At 69.1% G+C, this 25,332-nt stretch carries 20 protein-coding genes and 1 pseudogene; 13 read left to right on the top strand and 8 right to left on the bottom strand.

Features of this window, described 5'->3' with window-relative positions:
• Window positions 1-61: 61 nt before the first annotated feature.
• The 3 genes and pseudogenes from RM445_RS16315 (at window position 62) to RM445_RS16305 (ending at window position 8,366) form a co-directional block, all read left to right on the top strand.
• The gene (locus RM445_RS16315) at window positions 62-1,747 is read left to right on the top strand and encodes an ABC transporter family substrate-binding protein (RefSeq protein ID WP_311557241.1); all 1,686 of its coding nucleotides are present in this window, start codon (window positions 62-64) and stop codon (window positions 1,745-1,747) included.
• A 217-nt stretch (window positions 1,748-1,964) separates the two neighbouring features.
• Window positions 1,965-3,100: pseudogene (locus RM445_RS16310) on the top strand (IS701 family transposase).
• Window positions 3,101-3,851: 751 nt separating this feature from the next.
• Complete coding sequence (locus RM445_RS16305; protein WP_397469332.1) at window positions 3,852-8,366, top strand: NAD-glutamate dehydrogenase; 4,515 nt, start codon at window positions 3,852-3,854, stop codon at window positions 8,364-8,366.
• A 143-nt stretch (window positions 8,367-8,509) separates the two neighbouring features.
• On the opposite strand, the gene RM445_RS16300 is transcribed toward RM445_RS16305, so the two are convergent.
• Window positions 8,510-8,914, bottom strand: a complete 405-nt coding sequence (locus RM445_RS16300; protein WP_311557237.1) for a nuclear transport factor 2 family protein — start codon at window positions 8,912-8,914, stop codon at window positions 8,510-8,512.
• Between the two features lie 435 nt (window positions 8,915-9,349).
• Complete coding sequence (locus tag RM445_RS16295; RefSeq protein WP_311557235.1) at window positions 9,350-10,435, bottom strand: sugar phosphate isomerase/epimerase family protein; 1,086 nt, start codon at window positions 10,433-10,435, stop codon at window positions 9,350-9,352.
• Between the two features lie 134 nt (window positions 10,436-10,569).
• Here RM445_RS16295 and RM445_RS16290 point away from each other — a divergent pair, with 134 nt between their 5' ends.
• Window positions 10,570-11,649: a LacI family DNA-binding transcriptional regulator gene (locus RM445_RS16290; RefSeq protein ID WP_311557233.1), complete on the top strand. Its 1,080-nt coding sequence runs from the start codon at window positions 10,570-10,572 to the stop codon at window positions 11,647-11,649.
• 259 nt (window positions 11,650-11,908) lie between these two features.
• Here the strand turns inward: RM445_RS16290 and RM445_RS16285 are convergent, their stop codons facing one another.
• Complete coding sequence (locus RM445_RS16285; protein WP_311557231.1) at window positions 11,909-12,934, bottom strand: methyltransferase; 1,026 nt, start codon at window positions 12,932-12,934, stop codon at window positions 11,909-11,911.
• 232 nt (window positions 12,935-13,166) lie between these two features.
• Between RM445_RS16285 and RM445_RS16280 the strand changes: the two genes are divergently transcribed.
• From RM445_RS16280 to RM445_RS16260, 5 genes are all read left to right on the top strand, one after another.
• Complete coding sequence (locus tag RM445_RS16280; RefSeq protein ID WP_311557229.1) at window positions 13,167-13,352, top strand: hypothetical protein; 186 nt, start codon at window positions 13,167-13,169, stop codon at window positions 13,350-13,352.
• A 706-nt stretch (window positions 13,353-14,058) separates the two neighbouring features.
• Window positions 14,059-15,093 carry a hypothetical protein gene (locus RM445_RS16275; protein ID WP_311557228.1) on the top strand — a complete coding sequence of 345 codons (1,035 nt, stop codon included), beginning with the start codon at window positions 14,059-14,061 and terminating at the stop codon, window positions 15,091-15,093.
• 71 nt (window positions 15,094-15,164) lie between these two features.
• The gene (locus RM445_RS16270) at window positions 15,165-16,796 is read left to right on the top strand and encodes a response regulator transcription factor (RefSeq protein WP_311557227.1); all 1,632 of its coding nucleotides are present in this window, start codon (window positions 15,165-15,167) and stop codon (window positions 16,794-16,796) included.
• Between the two features lie 84 nt (window positions 16,797-16,880).
• Window positions 16,881-17,291, top strand: coding sequence for a hypothetical protein (locus RM445_RS16265; RefSeq protein WP_311557226.1), 411 nt, complete (start codon window positions 16,881-16,883; stop codon window positions 17,289-17,291).
• A gap of 16 nt (window positions 17,292-17,307) precedes the next feature.
• Window positions 17,308-18,108: a class I SAM-dependent methyltransferase gene (locus RM445_RS16260; RefSeq protein ID WP_311557224.1), complete on the top strand. Its 801-nt coding sequence runs from the start codon at window positions 17,308-17,310 to the stop codon at window positions 18,106-18,108.
• On the opposite strand, the gene RM445_RS16255 is transcribed toward RM445_RS16260, so the two are convergent.
• Window positions 18,061-19,098 carry a helix-turn-helix transcriptional regulator gene (locus RM445_RS16255; protein ID WP_311557223.1) on the bottom strand — a complete coding sequence of 346 codons (1,038 nt, stop codon included), beginning with the start codon at window positions 19,096-19,098 and terminating at the stop codon, window positions 18,061-18,063. The genes RM445_RS16260 and RM445_RS16255 overlap by 48 nt on opposite strands.
• Window positions 19,099-19,160: 62 nt before the next feature.
• Between RM445_RS16255 and RM445_RS16250 the strand changes: the two genes are divergently transcribed.
• The 3 genes from RM445_RS16250 (at window position 19,161) to RM445_RS16240 (ending at window position 22,252) form a co-directional block, all read left to right on the top strand.
• A complete protein-coding gene (locus RM445_RS16250; RefSeq protein WP_311557221.1) occupies window positions 19,161-19,559 on the top strand; it encodes a VOC family protein in 399 nt (132 codons plus the stop codon).
• A gap of 12 nt (window positions 19,560-19,571) precedes the next feature.
• On the top strand, window positions 19,572-20,171 hold the full coding sequence (locus tag RM445_RS16245; protein WP_311557219.1) for a hypothetical protein: 600 nt from the start codon (window positions 19,572-19,574) through the stop codon (window positions 20,169-20,171).
• A 395-nt stretch (window positions 20,172-20,566) separates the two neighbouring features.
• Window positions 20,567-22,252 (top strand): response regulator transcription factor, encoded by a 1,686-nt coding sequence (locus RM445_RS16240; protein ID WP_311557218.1) that lies wholly within the window; start codon window positions 20,567-20,569, stop codon window positions 22,250-22,252.
• Window positions 22,253-22,317: 65 nt separating this feature from the next.
• Here RM445_RS16240 and RM445_RS16235 read toward each other — a convergent pair whose 3' ends face one another.
• Together RM445_RS16235 and RM445_RS16230 are read right to left on the bottom strand one after the other, a co-directional pair.
• Complete coding sequence (locus RM445_RS16235; RefSeq protein ID WP_311557217.1) at window positions 22,318-22,500, bottom strand: hypothetical protein; 183 nt, start codon at window positions 22,498-22,500, stop codon at window positions 22,318-22,320.
• Window positions 22,501-22,579: 79 nt separating this feature from the next.
• Window positions 22,580-23,341 (bottom strand): TetR/AcrR family transcriptional regulator, encoded by a 762-nt coding sequence (locus tag RM445_RS16230; RefSeq protein WP_311557215.1) that lies wholly within the window; start codon window positions 23,339-23,341, stop codon window positions 22,580-22,582.
• Between the two features lie 75 nt (window positions 23,342-23,416).
• On the opposite strand from RM445_RS16230, the gene RM445_RS16225 reads away from it, so the two are divergent.
• Complete coding sequence (locus tag RM445_RS16225; protein WP_311557213.1) at window positions 23,417-23,707, top strand: hypothetical protein; 291 nt, start codon at window positions 23,417-23,419, stop codon at window positions 23,705-23,707.
• Between the two features lie 7 nt (window positions 23,708-23,714).
• On the opposite strand, the gene RM445_RS16220 is transcribed toward RM445_RS16225, so the two are convergent.
• The gene (locus tag RM445_RS16220) at window positions 23,715-24,533 is read right to left on the bottom strand and encodes a sigma-70 family RNA polymerase sigma factor (protein WP_311557212.1); all 819 of its coding nucleotides are present in this window, start codon (window positions 24,531-24,533) and stop codon (window positions 23,715-23,717) included.
• A gap of 11 nt (window positions 24,534-24,544) precedes the next feature.
• Entirely contained in the window at window positions 24,545-25,120 is a 576-nt protein-coding gene (locus tag RM445_RS16215; RefSeq protein ID WP_311557210.1) for a DUF5994 family protein, read from the bottom strand.
• Between the last annotated feature and the right edge of the window lie 212 nt (window positions 25,121-25,332).

The following is a 25,332-nucleotide window of genomic DNA, read 5'->3' as shown; positions in this document are numbered from 1 at the left end:
TCCTGGCCATACAACGTCCGCAATACGTCGACCTCGTAGAGAAGAACAGATCATGTCCGTTGTGAGAAGAACCGCGAACAGGAGCGCGGTCCTCGCCGCGATCGCCGCGTTGTCGCTTGCCCTGGTCGCCTGCGGCGGCGGCACCGGCCCGAGCGACGGGAACGGCGGCGAGACCGCCCAATCGCTCGCCGAGAAGGCCCAGTACAACCCCCAGCCCTACGAGAACATCAGGGACGGCGGAATCCTCACCACGTCGCTGCCGGAGATCTCGCCGCAGTTCAACACGTTCCAGACCGACGGCACGGCCTACACCCTCACGGTGTGGCGCTGGTACAACCCGGTCGTGATCACCTTTACGCCCGACGGTGACGCGGTGTACAACCCGGACTACTTGACCGACGTCAAGCAGGAGACGGTCGACGGGAACACCAGGATCACGTACACGATCAATCCGAAGGCCACCTACAACGACGGCTCGCCGATCGACTGGCGCTCGTTCGAGTCCACCTGGAGAACCAGCAACGGCGCGGACCCGGCCTACCTGGTCAGCTCCACCGACGGCTACGACCGAATCACCTCGGTCGTCCGCGGTACGGACGACCGGCAGGCCGTGGTGACCTTCCAGGGCATTAATCTGTGGTGGCAGAGCCTCTTCAATGTTCTTGTCAATCCCGAGGTCACTGATCCGGTCGTCTACAACCAGGGCTACATCAACACTCCGCACAACGAATGGGGGGCTGGGCCCTACCAGGTGCAGAAGTACGACCAGCAGAACGGCGTCATCGTCTTCGAGCGCAACCCGAAGTGGTGGGGCAAGCCGGGCAAGCTGGACACCCGGACCTTCTTGACGATGGAGGACGTCGCCAGCGTGAACGCGTTCAAGAATGGTCAGATAGACGCTGTCGGCGTCGGCAGTAAGGACCGCTTCGCGCAGGTGCAGGGGCAGCCGGGCACCGAGATACGGAAGGGCCCGTCGCTACAGCTCGACTACTTCACGCTCAACGGTCAGAGCCCGATCCTGTCCGACCCACTGGTACGCAAAGCGATCTTCGCGGCCATCGACCGGGAGCAGATCGCCAAGTTCCACTTCAACGGACTGGACTACAGCACCGACCCACAGGGCTCGATGATCATGCTGCCCTTCCAGGACGGCTACGCCGATAATGTGGGCAAAGTCGTGAAGTTCGATCCGGAGCAGGCCAAGAAGGACCTCGACGCGGCCGGCTGGGTAGTTGATCCGGACGGCGTGCGCGTGAAGGACCGACAGCAGCTGAAGTTCACCTACGTGAACACCGGCGACGACGCGGTCGGCAAGGCCGTTGCCGGCGGCACCGCCGCGATGCTCAAGAACATCGGGGCACAGATGGACATCCGCCAAGTTCCCTCCGGCGACTTCTCCAAAATCGTCATCGGCAAGCAGTTCGACATGTTCTACTCGGGCGTCTCACAGTCCGACCCATTCGGAATCGCCTACATCTGCCAGGTCTACTGCTCCAACAGTGGCCTGATCAAGTCCGGGGTGAACGATCCGAAGAACGATGAGCTCATCAAGTCCGTGAACACGCTGTCCGTCCCGGAGGAGCAGTTCGCGAAGGCCGCCGAGGCGGAAACAGCCGCGCTGAGCACCTACGGCGTACTGCCCACGGTGAACCTGCCGGCGATCGTTGCCGTCAAGACCGGACTGGCCAACTACGGCGCCGGGCGGTTCTTCGTCGCAACTCCGGAGATGATCGGCTGGCAGAAGTAGCGAAGCGTAAGGATGTCGACAGCCCGGCCCGTTCAGCCATCGTCGTCCGCGACCAGTAGTGCGGTTTTCGCACGCGGCCCACGCCGAGCGCTCCGGCAGCGGCCGTCACCGCCTAGTACTCCAGCCGTAGGTCGTGATCTTGCGGCGTGGCGGTCTCGGACGTAGAGCGGCCACCGCGTGATCCTCGTCTGTTGTGTCGACTTCTGAAGATCAAGCGGTGGCCGCGGGCCACAGCGTAGATGCCGGGCGGTGGGACGCGGAGAGCGACAGGCTGCTCGACCGGATGGCTGCTCGGTTCCCTCGTGTCGAGACTCGCCGTCGGGTTCGCGGGTTCGTGCTCGGACTGCTGGCCGACCTGCCGCGGAAGAACTGTTGGTCCATCGCCGAGCACGCCGGGGACCGCGATCCGCACGGCATGCAGTACCTGCTCGCGCGGGCCAGTTGGGACACCGACGGCGTTCGCGACGATCTGCGCGACTACGTCGTCGGTGCACTCGGCGACACCGACGCGGTGCTGGTGTTCGACGAGACCGGAGACCTGAAGAAAGGCACCGCCACGGTCGGGGTGCAGCGTCAGTACACCGGTACCGCCGGGCGGATCGAGAACGCGCAGGTCGGGGTCTACCTGACCTACGCCGCAGCGCGCGGGCACACCCTGATCGACCGAGAGCTCTACCTACCGCGCTGTTGGATTGACGACCCGGACCGGCTCGCCGAGGCAGGAGTGCCCGACGACATTGAGTTCTTGACCAAGCCCGCCCTGGCCACCGGCATGCTCACCCGCGCGCTGCACGCCGGAGTGCCCGCCCGGTGGGCAACCGGCGACGAGGTCTACGGCAACGACCCCAGCCTGCGCGCCGAGTGCGAGACCCAGCAGATCGGCTACGTACTGGCCATCGGCTGCGATCGACGCGTCCCCACCCCGGCCGGCCCGAGCCGTGCCGACGCCCTCGTCGCAGGGCTGCCCCGACAGGCCTGGCAGCAGCTCTCCGCCGGACCGGGCGCGAAAGGCGAACGCCGCTACGACTGGGCTGGATCACCCTCACCCCCGACAGCGGTGCCGTCGGCTGCGCCGACGGCACCGAAAGCGGGTGTTGGTGGCTACTGGTCCGCCGCAACCAAACCACCGGTGAGCTGGCGTTCTATCGCTGCTACTCCCCGCAGATCGTGCCGCTGCGTGAGCTGGTCCGCGTCGCTGGCCGCCGCTGGACCATCGAGGAGACCTTTCAGACCGGCAAGGGCCTGGCCGGGCTCGACGAGCACCAGGTCCGCCGCTGGACCTCCTGGCGGCGTTGGACCCTGCTGTCAATGATCGCGCACGCCTTGCTCGTGACCATCACCGCGATCGGCTGATCGACGACGTCATCGCCGACCGGATACCCCGGCAACACGATCGGCGCCTGACCGAAGTGCTCGCGCAGTTCCGAGCGTCCAGCCAGCCCGGTACGTTCCCGCCCGTCTCCCCGACCGCGGAGGAGACGACTACCGGCCCGGAGAAGGACGTCGCTGGCAGGTCGGGGGGTGCCCCGATTCCGCCTCGTGAAGCCAGGCGCAACCGATGCACTGACGAGCTGAACCGGTTGCCGCGGTTCGTCGGAGGGGAAGTGGCACGTTGAGCCCGCGCCGAGCAGAGGGCCTTGGACTCATCCATTGAGGACACTCGTCGTGGAATGTCTCGTGGAACGAACCACAGCACACGGGACCCACCAGAGACACAGGACGCGAACAGAAGGCCCAGGTAGGAGGCCAGAAGGCGCCGACGATCACGAGGTCTACCGGTCTCCGGAGGCGGTGGCGCAGGTTCGAATCCTACCGGCGCACCGCGTTCTACCTGCGCATATCGCTCAGCGTTAGCACCGTGCAGGTAACCGGGATTCCGGCTACACCCTCCCCGCCCGAGCGCAGCTTCAAGACGCCCAGCGGCGGTACCCACCCCACGACGTCGGAAGTGCCACGTCGTGGGCGCCGCACGGTCGACGGCGACCACCGTGTCTTCTGGCGATGTGCCCCCGGGGACTTCCCCTGTCGAGCCGTGGCCCCGAGCATGGAGTGGATCGCCGCAAGGCCACCGAGGTCAGCAGCGAATCAGGTTCGGGGGGAACCAATGCGTCCGACCCACGAAGGACTCGCTGCAGCGAGTGGTGGGGCAAACCCCGACCTGGCCGCGCTTCATCGGGTGTACGCCCTCCATGTGGGGGCAGATGGTGGATTCGCCGGTGATGCGGCGACGCGACGTGGAGCGCTCGCAGCAATCGCGCGAGCGCACCGGCGGATGGCGGCACACCGAACGGGCGGCGAGCCAGTGGTCGCGACGAGCGCGTCGCGCCCGGCCGGCAGCGGAACGCTGTTCGATGTCATCACCGACGAGACGCCGTTCGTCGTGGAGTCGCTGCTGGCTGGGTTCAGCCGCAGCGGGGCGCGGGTACGGTACGTGGTCCACCCCGTCGTGGCGGTGCGCCGTGACGAGTCCGGCGCTCTTGTCGAGGTGCTCACACCGGGTGCCGTGGGCCAGTCGCAGGCCGGCGCGTCCACCGAGCTGTGGATCCGCGTCGAGGTCGACCCGGTGCCGGTCGACGAGGCGAAGGAACTCGTCGCGGAGCTGCACCTGGTGCTTCGCGACGTGCGTGACGTCGCACTCGACCAGGACGGCATCGTCGAGGTGGCACGGTCGGTCACCGCCGAGCTGCGCGGAAGGCGTCCACCCGGGGTGGCACAGAGCGACGTGCACGACGCGGCCCGACTGATCGAGTGGCTGGTGGACGGGCGCTTCTCCTTCCTGGGCTACCACCGGTACGACGGCGCCGGACCGCCTCGACCCGGGCCGCCGCTGCTGGTGGGCTCGAGCCTCGGGGTGCTGCGCCACGAGGAGGTCGCCCGTTGGGTCTTCGACGGAGTGACCCCGGGCTTGAGCCGGGGCAACGACGTGGTCGTGATCACCCGAGCCAGCGCGCCGAGCCGGGTGTTCCGCCCCGTGCACCCGTCGGTCCTGGCCGTTCAGATCCTCGACCGGGCGGGACACGCGGTACGCGAGCACCGATTTCTCGGCGCACTAACGACGGGCGCGCTTCACGAGAATGTGCTGGAGATCCCGACGATCGGGCGGCGGGTTCGGGCCTCGCTGAAGCGGGCGGGTGCGCACCTGGAGTCACATACGGGGCAGCGGATGCTCGAGGTGATTGCCGAGTACCCGCGGGAGGAACTGCTCTGGGCCGGCGAGGAGTTGCTGCACGATCTCGCCGTCGGGGTTCAGGCGCTCACCCAGCCTCGGCGGCTGCGTCTTTTCGCCGAGCGAGAACCCTTCCGACGGTTCTTCTCGTGTCTGGTCTACCTGCCGCGTGACCGCTACTCCACTCCGGCACGCCGGGCCATGGAGGAGGTGTTGCTACGCGAGCTGCGCGGACGGCGGATCGAGCACTCGGCGCGAATCGGTGGTGAATCGAGGCTGGCGACGGTGCACTTCACGGTGTACACGGAGCCGACCGGCTTCGAACCCGACCAGATTCGCCTGCAGGGTCAGCTCGCCGCCGCGATTCTCACGTGGGACGAGTGGGTGCTCGATGTGGCCGGGTCGCACGGCCACGAGATCGTCGATCAGCTTGTCGGCGTGCCGGAGGCCTACAAGAGCGATGTCGACCCGGTGCAGGCGTTGGCCGATCTGCGGGTGATGCGCTCCCTGGGGGAAACGCCGGAACTCCAGCTGTTGATCGAACCCGGCCCGCTCGGTGTCGAGATGCGGTTGCGGTTCTTCCTGGTCGGCCGCGGCCTGACCTTGTCCGAGGTGCTCCCGGTGCTGCACAGCCTGGGGGTGGAGGTGCTCGATGAGCGGCCCTACGAGTTCGTGCGGCCGGACGGTACGCGGTGCTGGTTCTACACGTTCGGGTTGCGGGTCGATGAAGCGACCGGGTTGGAGATGCGCGCGCGGTCGACCGCGAGCTCCGAGGAGCTGTTCTGCTCGGCTTTCAGCGCGGCCTGGCGGGGTGATGCAGACAGCGACCGGTTCAGCGCGCTGGTATTGCGCGCCGGTCTGCCGTGGCGTCAGGTCGCGGTGCTGCGCGCCTACGCCCGCTACGCCCGCCAGCTCGGCAACCCTTACGGCGTCACCTACATGGCGGAGACGCTGTTGCAGCACTCACGGGTCGCCCGCGCGCTGGTCGCGCTGTTTCAAGCGCGGTTCGGCCCGGGCTTGAGCGACGCCGGACGGGACGATGCCGCAGGGGTGGCGCTGGCGACGGCGCGGGAGTTGATCGATGCCGTGACCGGGTTGGACGCCGACCGGATCCTGCGCAGCTTCCTCGGGATGATCAGCGCGACTCTGCGCACGAACTTCTACCGCGCGCGGCCGTTCCTTTCGTTCAAGATCGACCCGTCCGCGGTGCCGGACATGCCCGCGCCGCGCCCGCGGTTCGAGATCTTCGTCTACTCCCCGCGGGTGGAGGGTGTGCATCTGCGCTACGGAGCCGTGGCCCGGGGCGGGCTGCGCTGGAGCGACCGGCCGCAGGACTTCCGCACCGAGGTCCTGGGGCTGGTCAAGGCCCAGGCCGTGAAGAACGCGGTGATCGTGCCGGTCGGCGCCAAGGGCGGGTTCGTGGTGCGCCGGCCCGAGGCGGGCAACGACGAGGTCGTGGCCTGCTACCGCACGTTCATCTCCGGGCTGCTCGACGTCACCGACAACCTGGTCACCCGAGCCGACGGGCGTACCGAGACCGTGGCGCCGCCTGAGGTGGTGCGCCACGACGGCGACGACGCCTACCTGGTGGTCGCCGCGGACAAGGGAACCGCGAAGTTCTCCGACATCGCCAACGAGGTCGCGAAGTCCTACGGGTTCTGGCTCGGCGACGCGTTCGCCTCCGGCGGCTCGGTGGGCTACGACCACAAGGCGATGGGCATCACCGCGCGCGGGGCCTGGGAGAGCGTGAAGCGGCACTTCCGCGAGCTGGGTGTCGACACCCAGCGCGAGGAGTTCACCGTCGTCGGGATCGGCGACATGTCCGGCGACGTGTTCGGCAACGGCATGCTGCTCTCCCCGCACATCAAGCTGGTGGCGGCGTTCGACCACCGGCACGTCTTCGTCGACCCGACGCCGGACCCCGCGCGCGGGCTCGCCGAGCGGGAGCGGCTGTTCGCGCTGGCGCGCTCGTCGTGGGACGACTACGACCGCGCCGCGATCAGCGCGGGCGGCGGGGTGTGGCCGCGCACGGCGAAGTCGGTGCCGATCGGTGCCGAGATCCGTGAGGCACTGGGGATCGACGGCGGGATCGACGGCGGGATCGACGGCGGGATCGGCGGCGGGATCGGCGGGGACGTGACGCGGCTCAGCCCGCCCGAACTGATCCGTGCGATCCTCCGCGCTCCGGCGGACCTGCTGTGGAACGGCGGCATCGGCACCTACGTCAAGGCGAGCGGGGAGACGCACGCCGACGCGGGCGACAAGGCCAACGACGCCATCCGCGCCGACGGGCGCGAGCTGCGCGTCAAGGTCGTCGGCGAGGGCGGGAACCTCGGGCTGACCCAGCGGGGCCGCATCGAGTTCGCCCGCAACGGCGGGAAGATCAACACTGATGCGATCGACAACTCGGCCGGCGTCGACTGCAGCGACCACGAGGTCAACATCAAGATCCTGCTCGACCGGCTCGTCGTGGACGGCGCGCTGGACCGCGAGGCGCGCAACGCCCTGCTGGCGGAGATGACCGACGAGGTCGCCGAGCTGGTGCTCGACGACAACCGCGACCAGAACGCCGTGCTGGGCGTCAGTCGGGGTGACGCAGCGGACAAGCTGCCGGTACTCGCCCAGATTGTTGCCGACCTCGCTGCACGCCGGGCGCTCGATCCCGTACTCGAGGGATTACCTGACGCCGTCGGCTTCGCCACGCTTCTTGCCGCAGGCGAAGGGCTGTCCGGGCCCGAACTCGCCGTCCTACTGGCGCACATCAAGCTCGACATCAAGACCGCCGTCCTGCAGACCGACCTACCCGACGAGCCCGAGGTGGCAAACCGGCTGACCTCCTACTTCCCGGCCGCCCTCACCAGTCGCCACGCCAGCGCACTTGCCCTGCATCCGCTGCGCCGCGAGATCGCAACAACGTCGCTCGTCAACCAGATGATCGACCGGAGCGGATTGACGTACGCGTTCGTCCTGCGCGAGGCCACAGGAGCAACCGCTGCAGACGCACTGCGTGCCTTCCTCATCACCTCCGCGGTCTTCGATCTGTCTGACCTATGGGCCCAGATCGACGAACTGCCGCGGACCGTCACTGTGGAACTGGTCGACGACATCATCCGCGAGACTCACCAATTCCTCGTCCGGTCGGCGCAGTGGCTGCTGACCCATCGCCCTCTGCCGCTCTCTCTGGCGGTTGCCGTCGGGCAGTTTGCTCCTGACGTTCGCACCATGCGGCTCCGGCTTCCCGAGTTGCTGACTGCCCGTGAAGCCGATGCAGTCCACAGGCGGGCCGAGAACCTGCAAGACCGCGGAGTGCCGAGGCCGCTGGCGCTGCGCGCAGCGGCCCTTCTGCCCAGCCTCGGGCTCCTCGACGCCATCGAGGTCGCAGAACGGGTGGCCGGCATTCCGCTCGAAGACATCGCCCGTATGTACTACACCCTCTCCGAGCGAGTGCGATGAAGATCCGCTCAAGGCGACCTCTCGGCTGACGCTCGCGACGAAGCCGATGCGAACGCCTCGTATGCCAAGCCGAGCAGCATTCCCCGGCCGGTCATGGCCTCGTGGGTGGCGAATGGTTTCGACCTCGCTCGCGGTCTCAGCGGTCAGCCCGCGGCGGCTCGGGTGATCTGGCTGAGGACGCATTGCCATCGACTGTTCCGCAACACGAATACGTCGGTTGTCCACTCGTCGGCGTCGAACCGCTCCCCGCCGTAGTGCGCGGTGTTCGTCACCCGCGCGGTGAAGATCGCGGTGTCGCCGTAGACCCGAATCCGCGGGTGGGTGATCCGGTCCATCGCCGAATGCGTGAGCGCTCCGGATCTCACCACGGAGAGGAAGTCCTCCTTCGTCGAAATCCCCGACTCCGAGACGATCACCCATTCGTCGGCCATCACGCCGGCGATCCGTTCGGCGTCGTTACCGGCGATCGCCCTGGCCCAGTCGTCCGCTATCGCGACGATCTCGGCGGGGACGCCGTGACCGGACGTCACCTTGTCGACCTCATCCATACCGGACAGTCCCATCGCCTCGGCGCGCCCCTCCGAGACACCGTACGGTGCCCCGCGCGGAGCGGTCTGGACGAACGGGCGATGACCGGTGAGGAGGGACGATGACGTATCGCCCGCCGCGGCGGCAGCAGCATGGTCGACTCCGACCGGCCGCGGCTTTAGGGACGGACCGCCGCCCCCTCGCACACGGGCAGCGGTCCGCGCCGCGCGACAGGCTCGTGCGGACGTCCGCTCCACCAGCAGGCCGGCACGAACTCATTCCACGAAGCGCTCCACACCTCGGACCCGACCGCAGGCGGCGAGCCGGTCGACGGCACCGGCACGCGAAACCGCTGATCAACGACCTACATCTCGTCGGCGCAGGCGGCGGGTCGCCACTACTCGGTGCTGGAACGCCGCTCATGTGGGGCGGCGCTCCCCCTGTCCTTGAGTGTGCTACGGGTTCGCGCGCCGACGCACCCGTAGCGCTGAGTGTTCCGGCGGCGAAGCAGGAGTCGTTTTGGCCTGGTCGGAACCGGCCCGTGCGCGAGGGCGTATCTGGCGTGCGGCGTCGAGCCAGATGGCTGCCGGCTTCCAGTCGGGCTGCTCGACCAGGGCGACCTGCTTGAGCAGGGTGGCGGCACGGCTGACACCCTCGACCGAGTTGACCAGCGTGTCCTCGTGCTCGATGTTCAACGTGCCGTCGTAGCCGACCGACCGGAGGGTGTAGACGAAGTCGGCCCAGAACGTTGCACCCTGTGGGTGTCCGAGCCCGAGCGTCACGTAGTTCCAGGAACGCTCCCCGGCTCGCTCGATCGGCAGCGTGTCGAGCAGCCCGTCCCGATCGGCGTTGGGCCGCTGCACCCGGATGTCCTTGGCGTGCACGTGGAAGATCGACGACCCCAACGCCCGGATCACCGTGGGGATGTCCGCTCCCATCCACATCAGGTGCGACGGGTCCAGGTTGGCCCCGACGACGTCAGCGCCGGCCGCGTCGATGAGACGCTGCAGCGTGGAGACGTTGTGCACGAGCTGGCTACCGCAGGCCTCGATCGCGAGGCGGACGCCCTTGTCCCGCGCGAACGACGCGAGCTCCGTCCAGTACGGGATGGCCACCTCGTTCCACTGGTAGTCGAGGACCCGCAGCGTCTCCGGCGGCCAGGAGGTGGTGATCCAGTTCGGGGTCGAGTCGCCGCGGGCGCCCGGCAGACCCGACATCAGAACCACCGTCGGCACCCCGAGCTCGGCGGCGACGCTGATGCTGTCGCGGACGACCTTGTCGTGGGCAGGCCCTTCGACCGGATGCAGCTGGTTGCCGTTCGCGCACAGCGCGCTCAGTGTCAGCCCGCGAGAGGAGATCTTCCCCGCGAACTCCGACCGGGCGTCCGCGGACGACACGAGAGTGGGCAGGTCGGCGTGCGGCGCCGTGGACCAGTTACCGGTAGTCACCTCTACCGAGCTCAAGCCCTGCGCCTTCGCCAGATCCAGGACGCTCTCGAAGGGCAGGTGGCCGACCGAGTCGGTGATCAATCCAAGTTTCACGACTGCTCCTCCTTGAGCTCGGCACCTCTTCTCAGGGGCCGCCTATAACGTTATAGGAACGGTACGGGCAACCCGGACGAGCAGTCAAGGCCCCACGTCTATAACGTTTAAAGGATCTGCGCTACGCTGGCGTCGTGGCGGAACCGACCCGATCGACCCCCCGTCGCCGTCCCACGCTCGCCGACGTCGCCGCCCATGTCGGCGTGTCCACCACGCTGGTCTCCCTCGTCATGCGTGACGTGCCCGGCGCCAGCCCGGTGAACCGCGAGCGGATCCGGCGCGCTGCCGAGGAGCTGGGGTACCACCCCGACAGCCGGGCCCAGCTGCTGCGCCGGTCGCGCAGCCGACTGATCGGGGTCGTGTTCCGCGTGCAGGATCCGTTCGACGGTGATCTCGTCGGCGGCCTCTACGGAGCTGCCGGCGACGCCGACTACGAGCTGGCGCTCAGCGCCGTCGCTCCCGGACGCGACGAGCGTCGCGCCGTCGCGAGCCTGCTGCAGGACCGCTGCGAGGCACTGATCCTGCTCGCCCCGCACTCACCGACGTCGTTCCTGGCCGAGCTCGCCGGGCGCATGCCGATCGTCGTCGTCGCGCGGTCCGTGCGCCACCGCGCCCTCGACGTCGTCCGTACCGACAACGCCGCCGGCCTCCACCTGGCCGTCGACCACCTCGTCGCGCTCGGGCACAGCCGGACCGTCCACATCGACGGAGGACGCGCACCCGGCGCCGCCGAACGCCGCCGCGGGTACCACGAGGCGGTTCGTCGGCACGGCCTCACCGACTCCAGCCACGTCCTGCCCGGCGGACCCACCGAAGACGACGGAGCCGCAGCCGCCCGGGCCTTCCTGGACCTGCACCCCCGCCCGACGGCCGTCACCGTGTTCAACGACCGTTGCGCCACTGGCGTGCTCGACGTGCTCAGCAAGGCCGGCGTCTCCGTGCCTGGCCAGGTGTCCGTCGTCGGGTTCGACGACAGCCGCCTGGCCCGCCTCTCCCACGTCGACCTGACCACCGTCGCCCAGAACATCGGCCAGATGTCACACCTCGCCGTCACCCGCGCCAAGGACCGGCTCGACGGCACGGACGTCGGCGAACGGGAACTCGTCGTGTCGCCCCACCTCGTCGTCCGCAGCACAACCGCTCCACCGACCACGACACCGTCCCGCCCCACCGCAACCACGGCCAGTTCCCCGGAGGCGGCCAGCCTCGGCTGATGACGCGCGACGACGGTCCACGGCCGCCAGCCACATAGGGCCGGACAGCTCGCGCCAGGGTCAGCGTCTCTGCATGCCGTCGAGGTGGAAGCCGGCTCCCAGGATCGCCGCCGGGCCTCCTTCGACACCGCGGACGTCCAGCTCGACGGTGTTCAGCCGCGGCGAAGCACAGGACGCGCTGGGGCCGCTTCGTGGCCTTCCACGGCTCGCCTCGGCTCATTTCACCAGGCGCTGGACGCAGCGGAACTGGGAGCGCCCCTCACTTGTAAGCGATGGCAGCGCTTGTCGGTCCGGCCAGCGGCATGATGTCCACCTTCTGGAATCCGACTTGCTTGCACCAGCGCGTGATATCGGCACCAGTGAAGTCGAACCCATCACCTAACTCGATCAGCATGTTCAGTGACATCAGCAGCCCGAAGACGTTCTTTCGACGCTCGTTGTCAATGATGTTCTCGACGACGACGAGGGCGCCACCTGCCGGCAAGGCTTCGTATGCCGCTTGCAGCAGTCGCATCTTTCGTTCGAGGTTCCAATCGTGCAGGATCAGGCTCATCGTGACGACATCGGCCGCGGGAAGCGGGTCCCGGAAGAAGTCGCCTGACGCAGCAACGACGCGATCTGCCAGCCCGGCTGCAGCGATCGTCCGCCGAGCGATCGGCTCTACGGCGGGCAGATCGAACGTAGTGCACCGCAGATGTGGATGGCGGCCGGCGAGGACGAGTGACAGTTGTCCGGTGGCTCCGCCCACGTCGCAGACGGCGCTGTATCCCGAGAAGTCGAACGTGTCGGCCAGGGCCTCGAAACCACCCATGGAGATACCGACCATGGCCTGCATGAACTGCTCGAGCTTCTCTGGGTCGTCATACAGAGCCGGGAACATCGACTCACCTGTGTGCTTCACTTCGTTCTGCGGAAGCCCCGTGCGCAGCGCCTCCGTCAGGTCTCCCCAGAAGCGAAACAACCGCGCATTGAACATCTCGAGAACTCCGCCGATGTACGCTGGGCTCGCCTTGTCGAGGAAGAACAGGGTCTCCGGGGTGTTGCGGTATACGGCCTCCACCCCGTCACCATCACGGTCTAGGAGCCCGAGTGCGACAAGGGCGTCCGGAAAGTCGGGTACTGCGCGAGGAGCGAGGCCGAGACCGTGCACGAGACCTGCGCCGGTCGCACCGTCCCGACCCAGCTCGGTGAACAGCTCAAGCTCAACCGCTGAAAGGAGGACTTTCGAGGCCCAGAACCCGGAGCCGATCTGCATGATCTGTGACGGATCGAGCTGTTCCGCCATGTTGAACTCCCTTTGAGCGTAACTGCACCCCCTCGATCGATCAGCGCCGACCGAGACCAGCCACTACGACCGGTCCACGGTCCTCGGGTGGCCGAGGGCCGTCAATCGACCAGCCGGCGGCAGCGTTGACGCCCGAGCTCAGGCTCCAGACGGCGGCCGAGCCTGGGCCTGTCATCACCGATGAGCGCCGTGGGGAGTGGATCGATGGCCTCACCGCGTGGAGGTGGTCAGCGTGACGACACCCAACAAACCCACACGACGGCAGGACGACAGTGCGCTGGCGATCGAGAAACTCGCTCGTCGCCAGGGCGTCATGTCGATCAAACCAGTCAACGAACTTGCTCGGTCGCGCCTCTGGGAGTCCGATGAGGAGTACAAGGCCTTCGCCTTCGTCACGGTCGGAGAACTGCCCCAGTGAACGTACTTGCGCCGCCGGGGCCACAGCGCCGCGCCGGGCTCCACGTGTTCTTTGCCAGGGTCGTCGTCCTCCCCTGCGGCTTCAACGCCGCCAGGATTCAGGGCGAGATTCAGGCTCACGCCGGCTCCGCGGCCTGCCTCGGCCGACCAACGACTCCTGGATCGCGGCGTGCTGCATCGCCCGCAATCTTCCGCTCGCCACACTCAACATCAACGATCGCACGGACTTCGCCGAACACGAGAGCCCTCGAACTTGTCCACTGAGGACACCCCGCGTGGATTGTCTCGTGGCCCGAATCCTACCGGGGGCACCAACCTTTAGCTGCTCTTATCACTCAGCGTCACTGCTGTGACGGCGGCACTCCACTAGTCCTGGCCAGTCGTCGGGCCCAGGAGCCTGGGATCGACATTCGTGCGCGCACGTGACCACGTCGCGCCGGTCGGGCCAATCTCAGGGACTCTGAGCTTCGTCCGGCGGAGGAGGCCTTGCACCAGGCTCCCTTCGATTTGTCCTCCTCCCGACGGTCGACCCGAGGCCAGGCCCAGGCCATCGCGGTCCACCTCGTCGAGGACCTGAGCGTGCTGCGCGTCGCACGCGCGGCCCGATCTCTGAGCTGCCGGTTCCGCCGGTTCGAGGTGCTCGACGGGTGCTCGTTGGAGTCGACCGAGGCCATCATGGTCCAGCGAGACGCGCGGAGGGAGGACCCGTGTCGACGACCAACCGGTTGGCCCGGCTCCGCGCGTGGCGTGCCGGGGCAATCCCGGGGCGGCTCCTGGCCGTGGTGCTGCTGCTCGGGCTGATCGTCGAGGCCGGCCACCAGATCTCCGCCGGCGTCCATGGACCCGATCACCCACTCATCGACGACTGGCTGCACAGCGGGCTAATCCTCGCTTCGAGCGCGTTGTGCGCGTGGGGCGCGCGTCGCCGGACAGCGGGGCCGGCCCGCGCGGCCTGGTGGTGCTTCGCCACAGCGTTGCTGCTGTTCGGCCTCGGCGAGATCGCCTGGAGCGTGTTGTACGCCTGCGGCGGCGACGTGCCCACGCCGAACCCCACCGACGTGCTCTACCTGGCCACGTACCCGCTCTTCATGGCGGGGCTCGTGCTGATGATCCGGGCCCGGGTGTTCGACGTACCGTGGCACCGTTGGCTCGACGGCTTCGTCCTGGTCCTCATCGTCGCGACGCCCGGGGTTCTGCTCGTGATCGAGCCGGTGCTGGAGAGCGCACCGATCGACCGACTGGGCCGGGCTGTCACCGTCGCCTACCCCCTCGGCGACGTCCTGCTGCTCGGCGCGCTCGTGGGCACGCTCCCGGTGCTGTCCTGGCGGCTCGCCGGCAGCTGGCCATGGGTCGCCGCCGGCCTGGTCTGTCTGACGGTCGCCGACTGCGCCTACAGCCTCACCGCGGCTGACGTCTTGTCCCACGACGGGCCGTACGACTTCCTCTGGAGCGCGGGCGCCCTCGCGTTCGCGGTCGGCTCCACCCGGTTGCCCACGCGGCCCCGGGCGTCGCCGGAGATCACCGGCTGGCGGGCGATCGCCCTGCCGCTCGGAGCCCAGCTCGTCGCCGTGGCCACCCAGGTCTACGGCTGGTTCCGGCCACTCCCGGGCGCGGAGCGGTTGCTGACGATCGGTGTCCTCGTCATCGGGATCGCCCAGATCATCGTCTCCCGACCTCATCCGCCGGGGACCGCAGCGGCATCGCCTCCGTCAGCACGCAGCGCCCGAACAACTCCACCCTGACCTCCTGAGGAAGGCTCCGGGCCGGCAGACCGCTGTTCCCGTGAGGCCGTCGACGGGAACAGACTGTTTCGGTGACGTCGTCACTCGAGCACGCGCGCGCAGCCTTCGCCGCGCGAGCCTGGCGTGAGGCGGCCGACGCGTTCGCCGTCGCCGCGTCGAGTGCTCCGTTGGCGGTCGACGACCATGGGCGACGCGCCGTCGCGGCGTTCCTCGTCGGTGACGACGTCACGTGTGAGCGGGCGTGGGACCAGGCCTATCGGGGTGCGGTCGTGGCCGGCGACGGTCCGGCAGCGGCGCGGTATGCCTGGTGGATCGCGTTCTGCCTCCTTCTGCGGGGTCGGATGGCGCAGGCCGGCGGCTGGCTCACCCGGTCTCGGCGGCTCGTCGACGAGGCGGGCGTCGAGTGTGCGGCGTCCGGCTATCTGTTGATCCCGGAGTTCTTGGGTGTGCTCGACGCAGATCCCGTCGCGGCGCACGACCTGGCGGTACAGGCGGGCGAGATCGGCGCTCGGCTCGGCGACAGCGACCTGCAGGCGCTCGGGCTCCTCGCCCGCGGCCAGGCTCTCATCGGCATGGGACGGACGGCAGACGGATTCGGCTGCCTCGACGACGTCATGCTGTCGGTCACCAGCGGCGAGGTCGGCCCGATCGCCACCGGCGTCGTGTACTGCGCGGTGATCCTCGAATGCATGGCGCAGTTCGATCTGGCGCGGGCATCGGAGTGGACGGCAGCCCTCTCCGGGTGGTGCGCAGCCCAACCCGATCTGGTCCCGTTCCGCGGCCAATGCCTCGTGCACCGTTCACAACTGCAGCAGCTCTCCGGCGACTGGACCAGCGCCGTGGCCACGGCCGAGGAGGCACGTCGTCGCCTTGCGGACCCGCCGCATCCCGCACTCGGGCTCGCCCGGTATCAGCAGGGCGAGCTCTGCCGTCTACTCGGTCACGCGGAGCGGGCTGCTGACGCCTACCGGGACGCCAGCCGCCTCGGCTGCGATCCGATACCCGGCGTTGCGCTGCTCGAGCTCTCACGCGGCCGGTCGGCCGTGGCGTCGGCGTCTGTTCGACGGGCGCTGCGGGAGGCCCGGACGGCGACGGAGCGACCGGCGTTGCTGGCCGCCGCCGTGGACATCTTCTGCGCCTGCGGGGATGCGGCCGCCGCGCGCTCGGCGGCTGAGGAGCTCACGACGATGGCCTCCGCGTCGACCTCGCCCGTGCTCGAGGCGATGGCGGCACACGCGACAGGCACTGTCCTGATCATCGAAGGCGAACCCGCCACAGCGCTCCAGCACCTTCGCTCGGCCGCGCACTCCTGGCGCACGTTGCAGATGCCCTACGAGGCCGCCCGAACGAGCGTCGCCATCGGGCTGGCGTGCGCTGCACTCTCCGACCACACCGGCGCCGAGCTCGAGTTCGGCAATGCCCAAGAGGCGTTCCTCGCCCTGGGCGCCGAGCCGGACGTCGACCGGCTCAACGCGCTCACCGGCGGACCGCCGCCCGCCGAAAACCTGTCCGAACGCGAGCGTGACGTTCTCATCCACCTCGCAGCCGGCAAGACGAACAGGGAGATCGCCGAGGCGCTCGGGATCAGCCCGCACACGGTTCGCCGACATGTCGAGCACATCTTCAGCAAGCTCGGCGTGACGAGCCGGACCGCGGCCACGGCCCACGCCTACGAGCACGGCCTCCTGGCGAGGGCCGAGTAGGACATCCGTCCGACCCCACCCCCGCAGCCGAATAGGGCAGGCGAGCGATGTGGGCGTGACCAGGCAGTTCGTACCGTCGACGCCATGACCGACCACGCGACCGCCGCCCGGCTCGCCCTCGCCTTCCACCAGTGCTTCGTCGACTTCACATCATCGGACGACCTCTTCGCCGACGACGCCTTGTTCGACCTGCTGCCCCCGATGTGGCGCTTCCAGCTCCAGGGACCGGGCTCCGTGTTCACCGAACAGCTCCGCGCCATCGCCGAGGGTCCGGTCGAGATCGACGTCGTCCGCACCGTCCCGACCGCGACCGGGTTCGTGACCGAGCACGTCGAGACCCAGCACCCGCCCAGCGGCGTCGTGACCGCCCGACGCCTCCACCTCTGCGACGTGGTCGACGGCCGCATCACGGCCGTCACGACGTACTGCAACGGCGGATGGAACGCCGAACTGCGGACCCGGCACGCCGCCGAGGCCCCCATGATCCGCGCCTGACACGAGGAGACCAGCAATGACGACCGTGTCCTACCGCAGCTTCACCGGAACCGCCGCCGAGAACTACGAACGCCACTTCGTACCCAAGATCGCCACCCCGGTGTCCGTCGCGTTGCTGGAGACCGCCGCTCTGCGACCCGGCGAGCGCGTCCTCGACGTCGGCTGCGGCACCGGAGTGATCGCACGGCTCGCCGCCGAAGCCGTCGGCTCGAGCGGCACCGTCACCGGCCTGGACCTCACCCCCGACATGATCGAAGTCGCGCGCGCGGTATCGCCGTCGACCATCGAGTGGCACGTCGGAGACGCCACGTCATTGCCGTTCGCCGACGAGGCCTACGACGCCGTGCTCTGCCAGATGTGCCTGATGTTCATGCAGGACCGTCACACCGCGGTCGCCGAGATGCGGCGCGTGGCCGCTGCCGGCGGGCGCGTCGTCGTCAACACCCCGGGCGCCATCCCACCGCTGTTCGCGCTCATGGAGCAGGCGCTGGTCGACCACATCAGTACCGACCTCGGCGGGTTCGTCCACGCGGTGTTCTCCATGCACGACCCCGAGGACGTCGCATCACTGCTGCGCGACGCCGGTCTCGTCGACGTGACTGCCGCGGTGTCGACCGCGACGGTGAACCTCGGTGCTCCGGCCGCGTTCCTGTGGCAGTACATCAACCTCACCCCGATGGCGCCGCTCGTCGCCCAGGCCCCCGCAACCGCGCAGGAGGCCATGGAACGCGACGTGGTCGAGTCGTGGCAGCCGTTCGTCCGCAACGAGTCAATGGCGATCGACCTGCCGATGGTGGTCGCGTCCGGGCGCAGGTGACGCCCCGACTCGTGAAGGTCGGTGTTCAACCGAACCCGCGGCCGACCGCACCAACCGCTCGGCGAGCTCGCGCACGAGATCCCGCAGCTCCTTCGGACGCTCGATGACGAACGGCCGGTCGAGCATCGCCAGGACGCCCGGCACCCAGTCGAGTTCCTCGGCGCGCACTTCGACCCGCTGCCAACCGTCCGGCAGCTCCTCGATCGTCGCCACGCTCGCGGGCAGGCGTGTGCGGATCTGCTCGGCCGTCGCCTGGATGCGCAGCGAGACCTCGTGTCGGTACGGGGTCCGGGCCAGGCCGGAGAGGACGCGTTCAGCCGGGTCGTACGTCGAGGGCGGCCGGAACGCACCGGGCAGCGGTCGAGGGTCGGTGATCCGGTCCACGCGGAAGGTCCGTTCCTCGCCCCGCTCGACGTCCAGCCCGCTGACGTACCAGCGCCCCGCGTGCGCCACTAGGCCGTACGGGTGCATCGTGCGCTGGGTGCGCCGGCCGTCGCCGGCGACGTAGCGCATCCGGACCGGGCGACTGTGCTGAACGGCGTCGGCCAACGCCAGGAGGACCCCGGCGTCCGGCGCCGCCGCCTCCCGCGCCGGCCCCGTGAAGGCGACCTGGGCGAGCAGGGCGTCGAGCCGGTGGGTCAGGCGCTCGGGGAGCATCCGGCGGATCTTGGCCGCCGCCGTCTCGCTCGCCGTGCCGGAGGCGGTCAGCAGCCCCGACCGGTGTCCGGCGATCAGCCCGAGCAGTACGGCGAGCGCCTCGTCGTCGCCAAGCATCAGCGGAGGCATCCGGTAGCCCGCGGCCAGCCGGTAGCCGCCGTACCTCCCCCGCACCGACTCGACCGGCACATCCATGTCGAGCAGGTGGCCGACGTACCGGCGCACGGTCCGCTCGTCGACGCCGAGACGGTCCGCCAGCTCCGCGACCGTCCGGGTACCGCCGGACTGCAACAGCTCCAGGAGGGCCAGCACGCGGGAGGTCGGTCGGGCCACGAGGAAACTATCTCAGCAATACCGGGTCGATTCCGCCCGGTATCGCTCGTAGCGTCCGGGCCATGGAACTCGTCTCGATCCGCATCATCACCGACGACGTCGCCCGACTCGTCGCCTTCTACGAACAGGTCACCGGCACCACGGCGGTCTGGGGCAACGAGGTCTTCGCCGAGCTGGCGACGGCGTCGGGCACGCTGGCCATCGCCGACACCCGCACCGTGCCGCTGTTCGGCTCCCGCGCTGCCGAGTCGGGGGCCAACCGCTCGGTGATCATCGAATACGTGGTGGACGACGTCGACGCCTCGTACGAGGAGCTGCGCGGCCTCGTCGAGCACGTGGTCACCGAGCCCACCACGATGCCCTGGGGCAACCGGGCGCTCCTGTTCCGCGATCCGGACGGGAACCTCGTCAATGTGTTCACGCCGGTCACCCCGCAGGCGCGGGCGAAGTTCGGCCGTTGAGGGCGGACCTGCGTGATCTTGGACATCCGGCAACGGATCCGCTCGACGGAGCAGGCGATCGTGCTCCGGCGCGATCTCGAGGCGCCGCACACCCGGCCGAAGGCGGCCATCGAGATCGACGTCCGCCCACTGACCGAGGCCGATGTCCCGAAGATCCTCCACGCCGGCGAGGCAGCGTCGGCCGACGACGTGCTGTACCGATCTCGGCGTCGATGGCTGCTCGAGTCGGGCCTCGGAACCTGTTACGCGGCGGTCACGGCCAGTGACGAGCCCTGCTATGTGCAGTGGCTGATGAGTGAACAGGACAACGCGCAGATCCAGTCCTACTTCGGCGGCGCCTTCCCGATCCTCGAGCCCGGAACCGCACTGCTCGAAGGCGCTTTCACCCCGGCGCCTTTCCGCGGTAAGGGAATCATGGGACTGGCGATGTCCCTCATCGCGGAGAAGGCGGCCGACCTGGACTCGCGGTACGTCATCACCGTGGTCGGGACGAACAACATTCCGTCCCTCAAGGGTTGCGAGAAGGCGAACTTCTTCCCGTACCTCAACCGCGAGGTGGCGTGGAGCATGCTGCGGCGCAAGGTCACGTTCGAGCCTGTCGCCGCCGCCTGATTCACCGTCGGCCGGCTGCAGCAGCCGTCGGAAGAGTGAGCCAGGACCGGCGGTCGAGCAGCCGGTCGATATCGGCTCGACAGCGGTCGGCGACGTCGGAGGTCCGGTCGTCGAGTTCGACGATGCGACACCGCAGATGGTCGAGGTGCCGATCGAGCGTCGTGAGATCGGGGCAGTCGTAGCGGCTGTTCCCGACGCCCTGGACGATTCGTAACGGATCAAGCATTCGAGCAGGAGCGAACATCGTGTGCTCCGAAGTCGTCGCCATCAGCATCGGCGAAGGCTAGGAGCGAGCCGACCCCTCCGACTTCGGCAGTTGCACCCATTCCGCTCGAGCGGCTCGGTGGGGAGAATTACCCACGCGGGCGGGTCGGTTCCCGCGGGAGGACGTCGTCGTGGACGTTGATGCGGAGCTGGAGCGGGCACGGTCGGCTCATCGTGGACGGCGCTGGCAGGAGGCGGCGGATGCGTTCGCGGAGGTCGACGAGACCAGCCTGCTGGACGTCGAGGACCTGGAACGTCTCGCCGAGGCGCTGGACCTCGTGGGCCGCGGCGACGAGGCCATCGCGGTGCTGCAGCGCGTCTACACGGCCCGGGTGGCGGCCGGGGAGATCGGCGAGGCACTGCGCGACGCCTTCTGGCTGTACCGGGCCCTGGCCTTCAACGCGGAGTTCGCGCAGGCGGGAGGCTGGCTCGCCCGTGCCACGCGGCTGACGGAGGGTCGCCCGAACTGTGCCGGGCAGGGGTACCTGCTGTTGCCCGTGGCCGAGCGGGCGCTGCGTGACGGCGACCACGACGTCGCGCTGGCCGCCGCGGGTCGGGCCGCGGCGCTGGGCAGCGCCTGTGGGGATCGTGATCTCGTGACCATCGCCACGCACCAGCAAGGCCGGGCACTGGTCGGCGACGGCCGGATCGACGACGGCCTGGCGCTGCTCGACGAGGCGATGCTGGACATCAGCGCGGGCGAGACGTCGGCGCGGGTCACCGCCTGGATCTACTGCAAGACGATCCAGACCTGCCATCAGCTCTACGACGTCCACCGTGCCCGGGAGTGGACGGCGGCACTCAACGCGTGGTGCGACGCCCTGCCGCAATTCACCGGCGCCTACTCGGGGACCTGCCGCATCCACCGCTCGGAGCTGTTGCAGCTGACGGGCGCATGGGCCGAGGCGGCTCAGGAAGCCCGGCTCGCCTGCCGACAGTTGACGCGCGGCTACGGCCTGATCGTCACGGGAGGGGCGTTCTACCAGGTCGCCGAGATCCACCGGCTCCACGGCGAGTTCGACGACGCGGAGCAGGCGTACCGGCAGGCCAGCCGGTACGGCTGGCAGGTCCAGCCCGGCGTCGCGCTGCTCCGCCTCGCCCAGGGCAACGCCGCTGCGGCGTCGGCAGCCATTCGCCGCGCGCTCGCGGAGGCGCGGGACCAGCCGATCTACCGCGTCCCCGGTCGCGAGGTGACGCGATCCCAGCTGTTGCCTGCCTATGTCGAGATCATGCTCGCCGCGCAGGACGTCCCCGCGGCCGACGAGGCCGCCACCGAGCTTGCACAGATCGCGGCCCGCTACCGCACTCCGGCCCTTCACGCCCGCGCGGCGCTTGCTCGCGGCGCCGTACACCTCGTCCAAGGCGATCCTCATGGGGCACTGGCGCCCCTGCGGAGGGCTCACCAACTGTGGCACGACCTGGAAGCGCCCTATGAAGCAGCCAGGACCCGCGTCCTCATCGCTCGGGCCTGTCACGCGATGCACGACGACGACGGTGCGCGGCTGGAGTTGGCTTCGGCTCGGCACGTGTTCCAGCAGCTCGGCGCACTCCCCGACGTGGCCGAGGCGAACGACCCGGGCCGTACCCAGCCGGCCGGTGTCTGCTCCTCACTGAGCCCCCGTGAGGTGGACGTGCTGAGGTTGATCGCGGCGGGCGAGCCGAACCGTTCGATCGCGGCCCGATTGGCCCTCAGCGAGAAGACGGTGCACCGCCACGTGAGCAACATCTTCACCAAACTCGGCGTCGGCTCGCGGACCGCTGCCGCCGCGTACGCCTTCGAGCACGGCATGTCGACGACGGGCTCCACGGCACCCTGACCGAAGCGGCGCTGTTCGGGTTGCGTCGGCCCGAGTCCCGATCATGTGCTCGTCGTCGCTCGAGGTCAGAGGCCCGCCGGCCTGGTCGGACCGTCGCCGTCGCGGCGCTTGCCGGGGACCGGCCGCGGGCGCACGCCGGCGAAACCCGAGGCGGTGTACTTGCCGAAGAGGCTCAAGCCGCTGCGGCCGTCGAGCGAACCGATGCTGATGATGGTGGCGAAAATGATCATTCCGAGAAAGGTGATCATCGGTGGCGCTCCTTCGAATCTCTGCGGCGAGAGCAGCCGCCGCCCGAGGTCCGGATGCGCCAGTACGGTGCCTGCCCTCTCACGGTCCTCCTCTGACACCGTTCCGGCCACTGCGGTTTCTCGTCGTCGACAACTCGGCGTCGAGTTGCCTGCACAGCCCGCCGAGCACGACGTCGAGGCCCTCCTCCAACTCCTGCGCGCCGTCGTAGACGACGAGCTCACCGGCCAGCGATCGCAGGCGCGGGAACTCGCGCGCAGGCAGCCGGTGCAGGCCGAGCCGCAGCAGGTCGTCGGTCTCGTCCGGGTCGTGCACCCGCTCCTGGAGCTCGTTGAGCACGTGCCCCTGCAGGAAACCCATGTAAAGCCGGTATGCGTGCAGGGCGCCGCGGGGACTGAACCCCACGCCGGCCAGCAGGTCGAGCAGGGCCTCCAGGGGGCGCAGCGTGCCGATCGGCCGCAATGCCAGAGGTGTGGCGAGCGGGCGCGTCACCAGCAGTGGTACGACGTGCGGATGGGCGAGCGCGATCTGACGGAACCTGCGGGCGGTGCGTCGCAGCACATCGTCCCAGTCGCCTGCCCGTCGCGACGGGATCTCCAGCTCGGACAGCACCAACTCGACGACGCCGTCGAGCAACTCCTCCTTGCTCGCCGCGAACCGGTACAGGCGCATCGGGTCGCGGTCGAGCGCCCGGCCGAGGCGCCGCATCGACAGGGCGTCCACCCCGTCGGCGTCGATCAGGCGCAGCGCTGCGACCAGCACGTCGTGTCGGGTCAGCACCGGACGGCGCGCGCCGCCCGGCCGGCGCGCTTCCACATCGTCGGAGCCCGGCGTGCCTGCCATCTCCACGATCCTCCTGCGGGAGTACCCGTTCGGTACAACGTAGGGTCTACAACGTAGCGCTACGCTTCGGGATCGATGACGATCCATGAGCCCTCGGACCTCGTCGAGGCCTTCGCGTCGCTGGACCGCGCCCGCCTGGCACATATGTCCGACGAGGCGCGGCAACAGCAATTGGACGCGCGCCAATTGCTCTGGGAGTACGTCGAATCCCTCTGGCAGGACGTCGAGCGCGCCGGTGAGCGTCCCATGGTCGGGGACAAATACCACGCGCTCGCGGTCGTCCATTCCCTCACCGGCTCCCTGCGCACCATCGCCTTCAACGCCGTGTACGACACGGAGCCGCACGATCCGGAGCAGGCAGGCTGATCCCGGGTTACCGGCGTGGGACCTTGCCGGCGGCGCGGAGCCGCGCGAGCGTCGCGGTCAGCACGCGGGAGATCTGCATCTGCGACACCCCGATCCGGCCTGCGATCTCGGTCTGGGTCATTCCCTTGTAGAAGCGGAGCAGCAGAATCTCCCGGTCGCGGTCCGAGAGGTCGGCGAGCAGCGAGGTGAGCAGTTCGCGGTCTTCGACGAGGCCCAGTTCCGGGTCGACGTGCGCGAGGGCGTCGTCGAAGCGGTTCTGGTCGCCCCGGTGCCCTTCGCCTGCCGGTTCGTCGAGCGACAGGCACCACCCGCCGTGCAGTGCCTGCAGTGCGTCGATCACCAGGTCCAGGTCGACATGCAGCAGCGCGGCGAGTTCGCTCGGCCGCGGAGCCCGTCCCAACTGCTGGGTCAGCTCCTTGGTGGCCCGATCCAGAGCCGGCCGCAGTGCGGTGAGTCGTCGCGGTACCCGGATGACCGACGCTCGATCCCGGAAGTAGCGCAGCACCTCCCCCGTGACGGTCGGCACCGCGAAGGACAAGAACGCGTTCCCGCGATCGGGTTCGAAGCGGTCGACGGCGTGGATCAACCCCACGGTCGCGACCTGCTCGAGATCCTCGAGGTCCCCGCCCCGGTAGGCGTGCCTGCGTGCGATGTGCAGTGCGACGGGCCGATAGCCGGTGACCAGCCGGTCGCGTATGACCTGCCGGCGCGGGTGGCCGTCCGGCAGGCTTCGCCGTTCGACGAACAGGTGCTCGAGGTGGTCGTAGCCGTCGCGCGATCGCGACCGTGGCGTGCCGGCCGGGCTCATCACACGTGCTGCGGTCACGACATCGACCTTCAGCGGTGTTCGACCCCGGAACGGCCGTCGGCGTCCGCCTCACCGGTTCCCGTGAAGGAATGGAGCAACAACGACGCGACGTCGTCCGAGTTGTCGCGTCGTCCGGCGGTGGCCAGTACGCCGTGGGCGCTCTCCGAGGCCGCCTCGGCCGGCACCACGAGCAGGGTCATCCGCAGCCGGGAAGCGAGAACGTCGATCGTCCCGGCGGCCTGCGAGCGGAACCCGGACAGCCGGACGACGTTCCCACCTGCCGTGATGGCCCTCTCGGTGTCGTCCCAGTCGCCCAGGTGGTAGCTGACCCGCTCGACGGGCCCGATCCGAGCCTTCAGCGCGGTGAGCAGATCGGGGAGCTCGGCGCCCAGGTCGCGCGATCGCGGCCACCAGCCCCCGTCGACGAACCCGGTGGCGGCGGTCGACTCCGGCTTCAGCTGCAGTCGCGGTGACGCAGATCCGTCTGCGACGTCGCCCGTTGGCGGAGTGTTGCGGTACGTAGTGGGTGCCGACGTCATGTCGTGCCCCGTCCCCCGGGACGCGAAGCGCCCGGCCTGGCCTGTCACCAGGAACGATGTGGGCACGAATGCCACATGCGAGGTGTTCCCGGCGGTACCGATACTACTCCGACACGGCCGTCGCAGGCGATCTGTGGCGATCAACAACGCCCCGGTGCGGGGCGGACGGCGTGGGCCGTCCGTCCCGTGTGCTGGGGTCAGGGCCGGCGGGGGTGGGCGAGGAAGAAGCGGATCATCTCCGCGGACGCGTCGGGTCCCATCGGGTCGGTGTAGGAGCC

The sequence above is a fragment of the Pseudonocardia charpentierae genome (genome assembly GCF_031845345.1).
GTDB classification, from domain to species: Bacteria; Actinomycetota; Actinomycetes; order Mycobacteriales; family Pseudonocardiaceae; genus Pseudonocardia; species Pseudonocardia charpentierae.
Note: the sequence above shows the minus strand (reverse complement) of the source record. Positions and strands in the feature narration are given on the sequence as shown.

Bases quoted from the DNA above. Each gene is read 5' to 3' on its own strand.
- RM445_RS16285 (WP_311557231.1), bottom strand. From the start codon at position 12,934: ATGGCGGAACAGCTCGATCCGTCACAGATCATGCAGATCGGCTCCGGG.
- RM445_RS16305 (WP_397469332.1), top strand. From the start codon at position 3,852: ATGCGTCCGACCCACGAAGGACTCGCTGCAGCGAGTGGTGGGGCAAAC.
- RM445_RS16265 (WP_311557226.1), top strand. From the start codon at position 16,881: ATGACCGACCACGCGACCGCCGCCCGGCTCGCCCTCGCCTTCCACCAG.
- RM445_RS16225 (WP_311557213.1), top strand. From the start codon at position 23,417: ATGACGATCCATGAGCCCTCGGACCTCGTCGAGGCCTTCGCGTCGCTG.
- RM445_RS16260 (WP_311557224.1), top strand. From the start codon at position 17,308: ATGACGACCGTGTCCTACCGCAGCTTCACCGGAACCGCCGCCGAGAAC.
- RM445_RS16230 (WP_311557215.1), bottom strand. From the start codon at position 23,341: ATGGCAGGCACGCCGGGCTCCGACGATGTGGAAGCGCGCCGGCCGGGC.
- RM445_RS16250 (WP_311557221.1), top strand. From the start codon at position 19,161: ATGGAACTCGTCTCGATCCGCATCATCACCGACGACGTCGCCCGACTC.
- RM445_RS16235 (WP_311557217.1), bottom strand. From the start codon at position 22,500: ATGATCACCTTTCTCGGAATGATCATTTTCGCCACCATCATCAGCATC.
- RM445_RS16300 (WP_311557237.1), bottom strand. From the start codon at position 8,914: ATGGATGAGGTCGACAAGGTGACGTCCGGTCACGGCGTCCCCGCCGAG.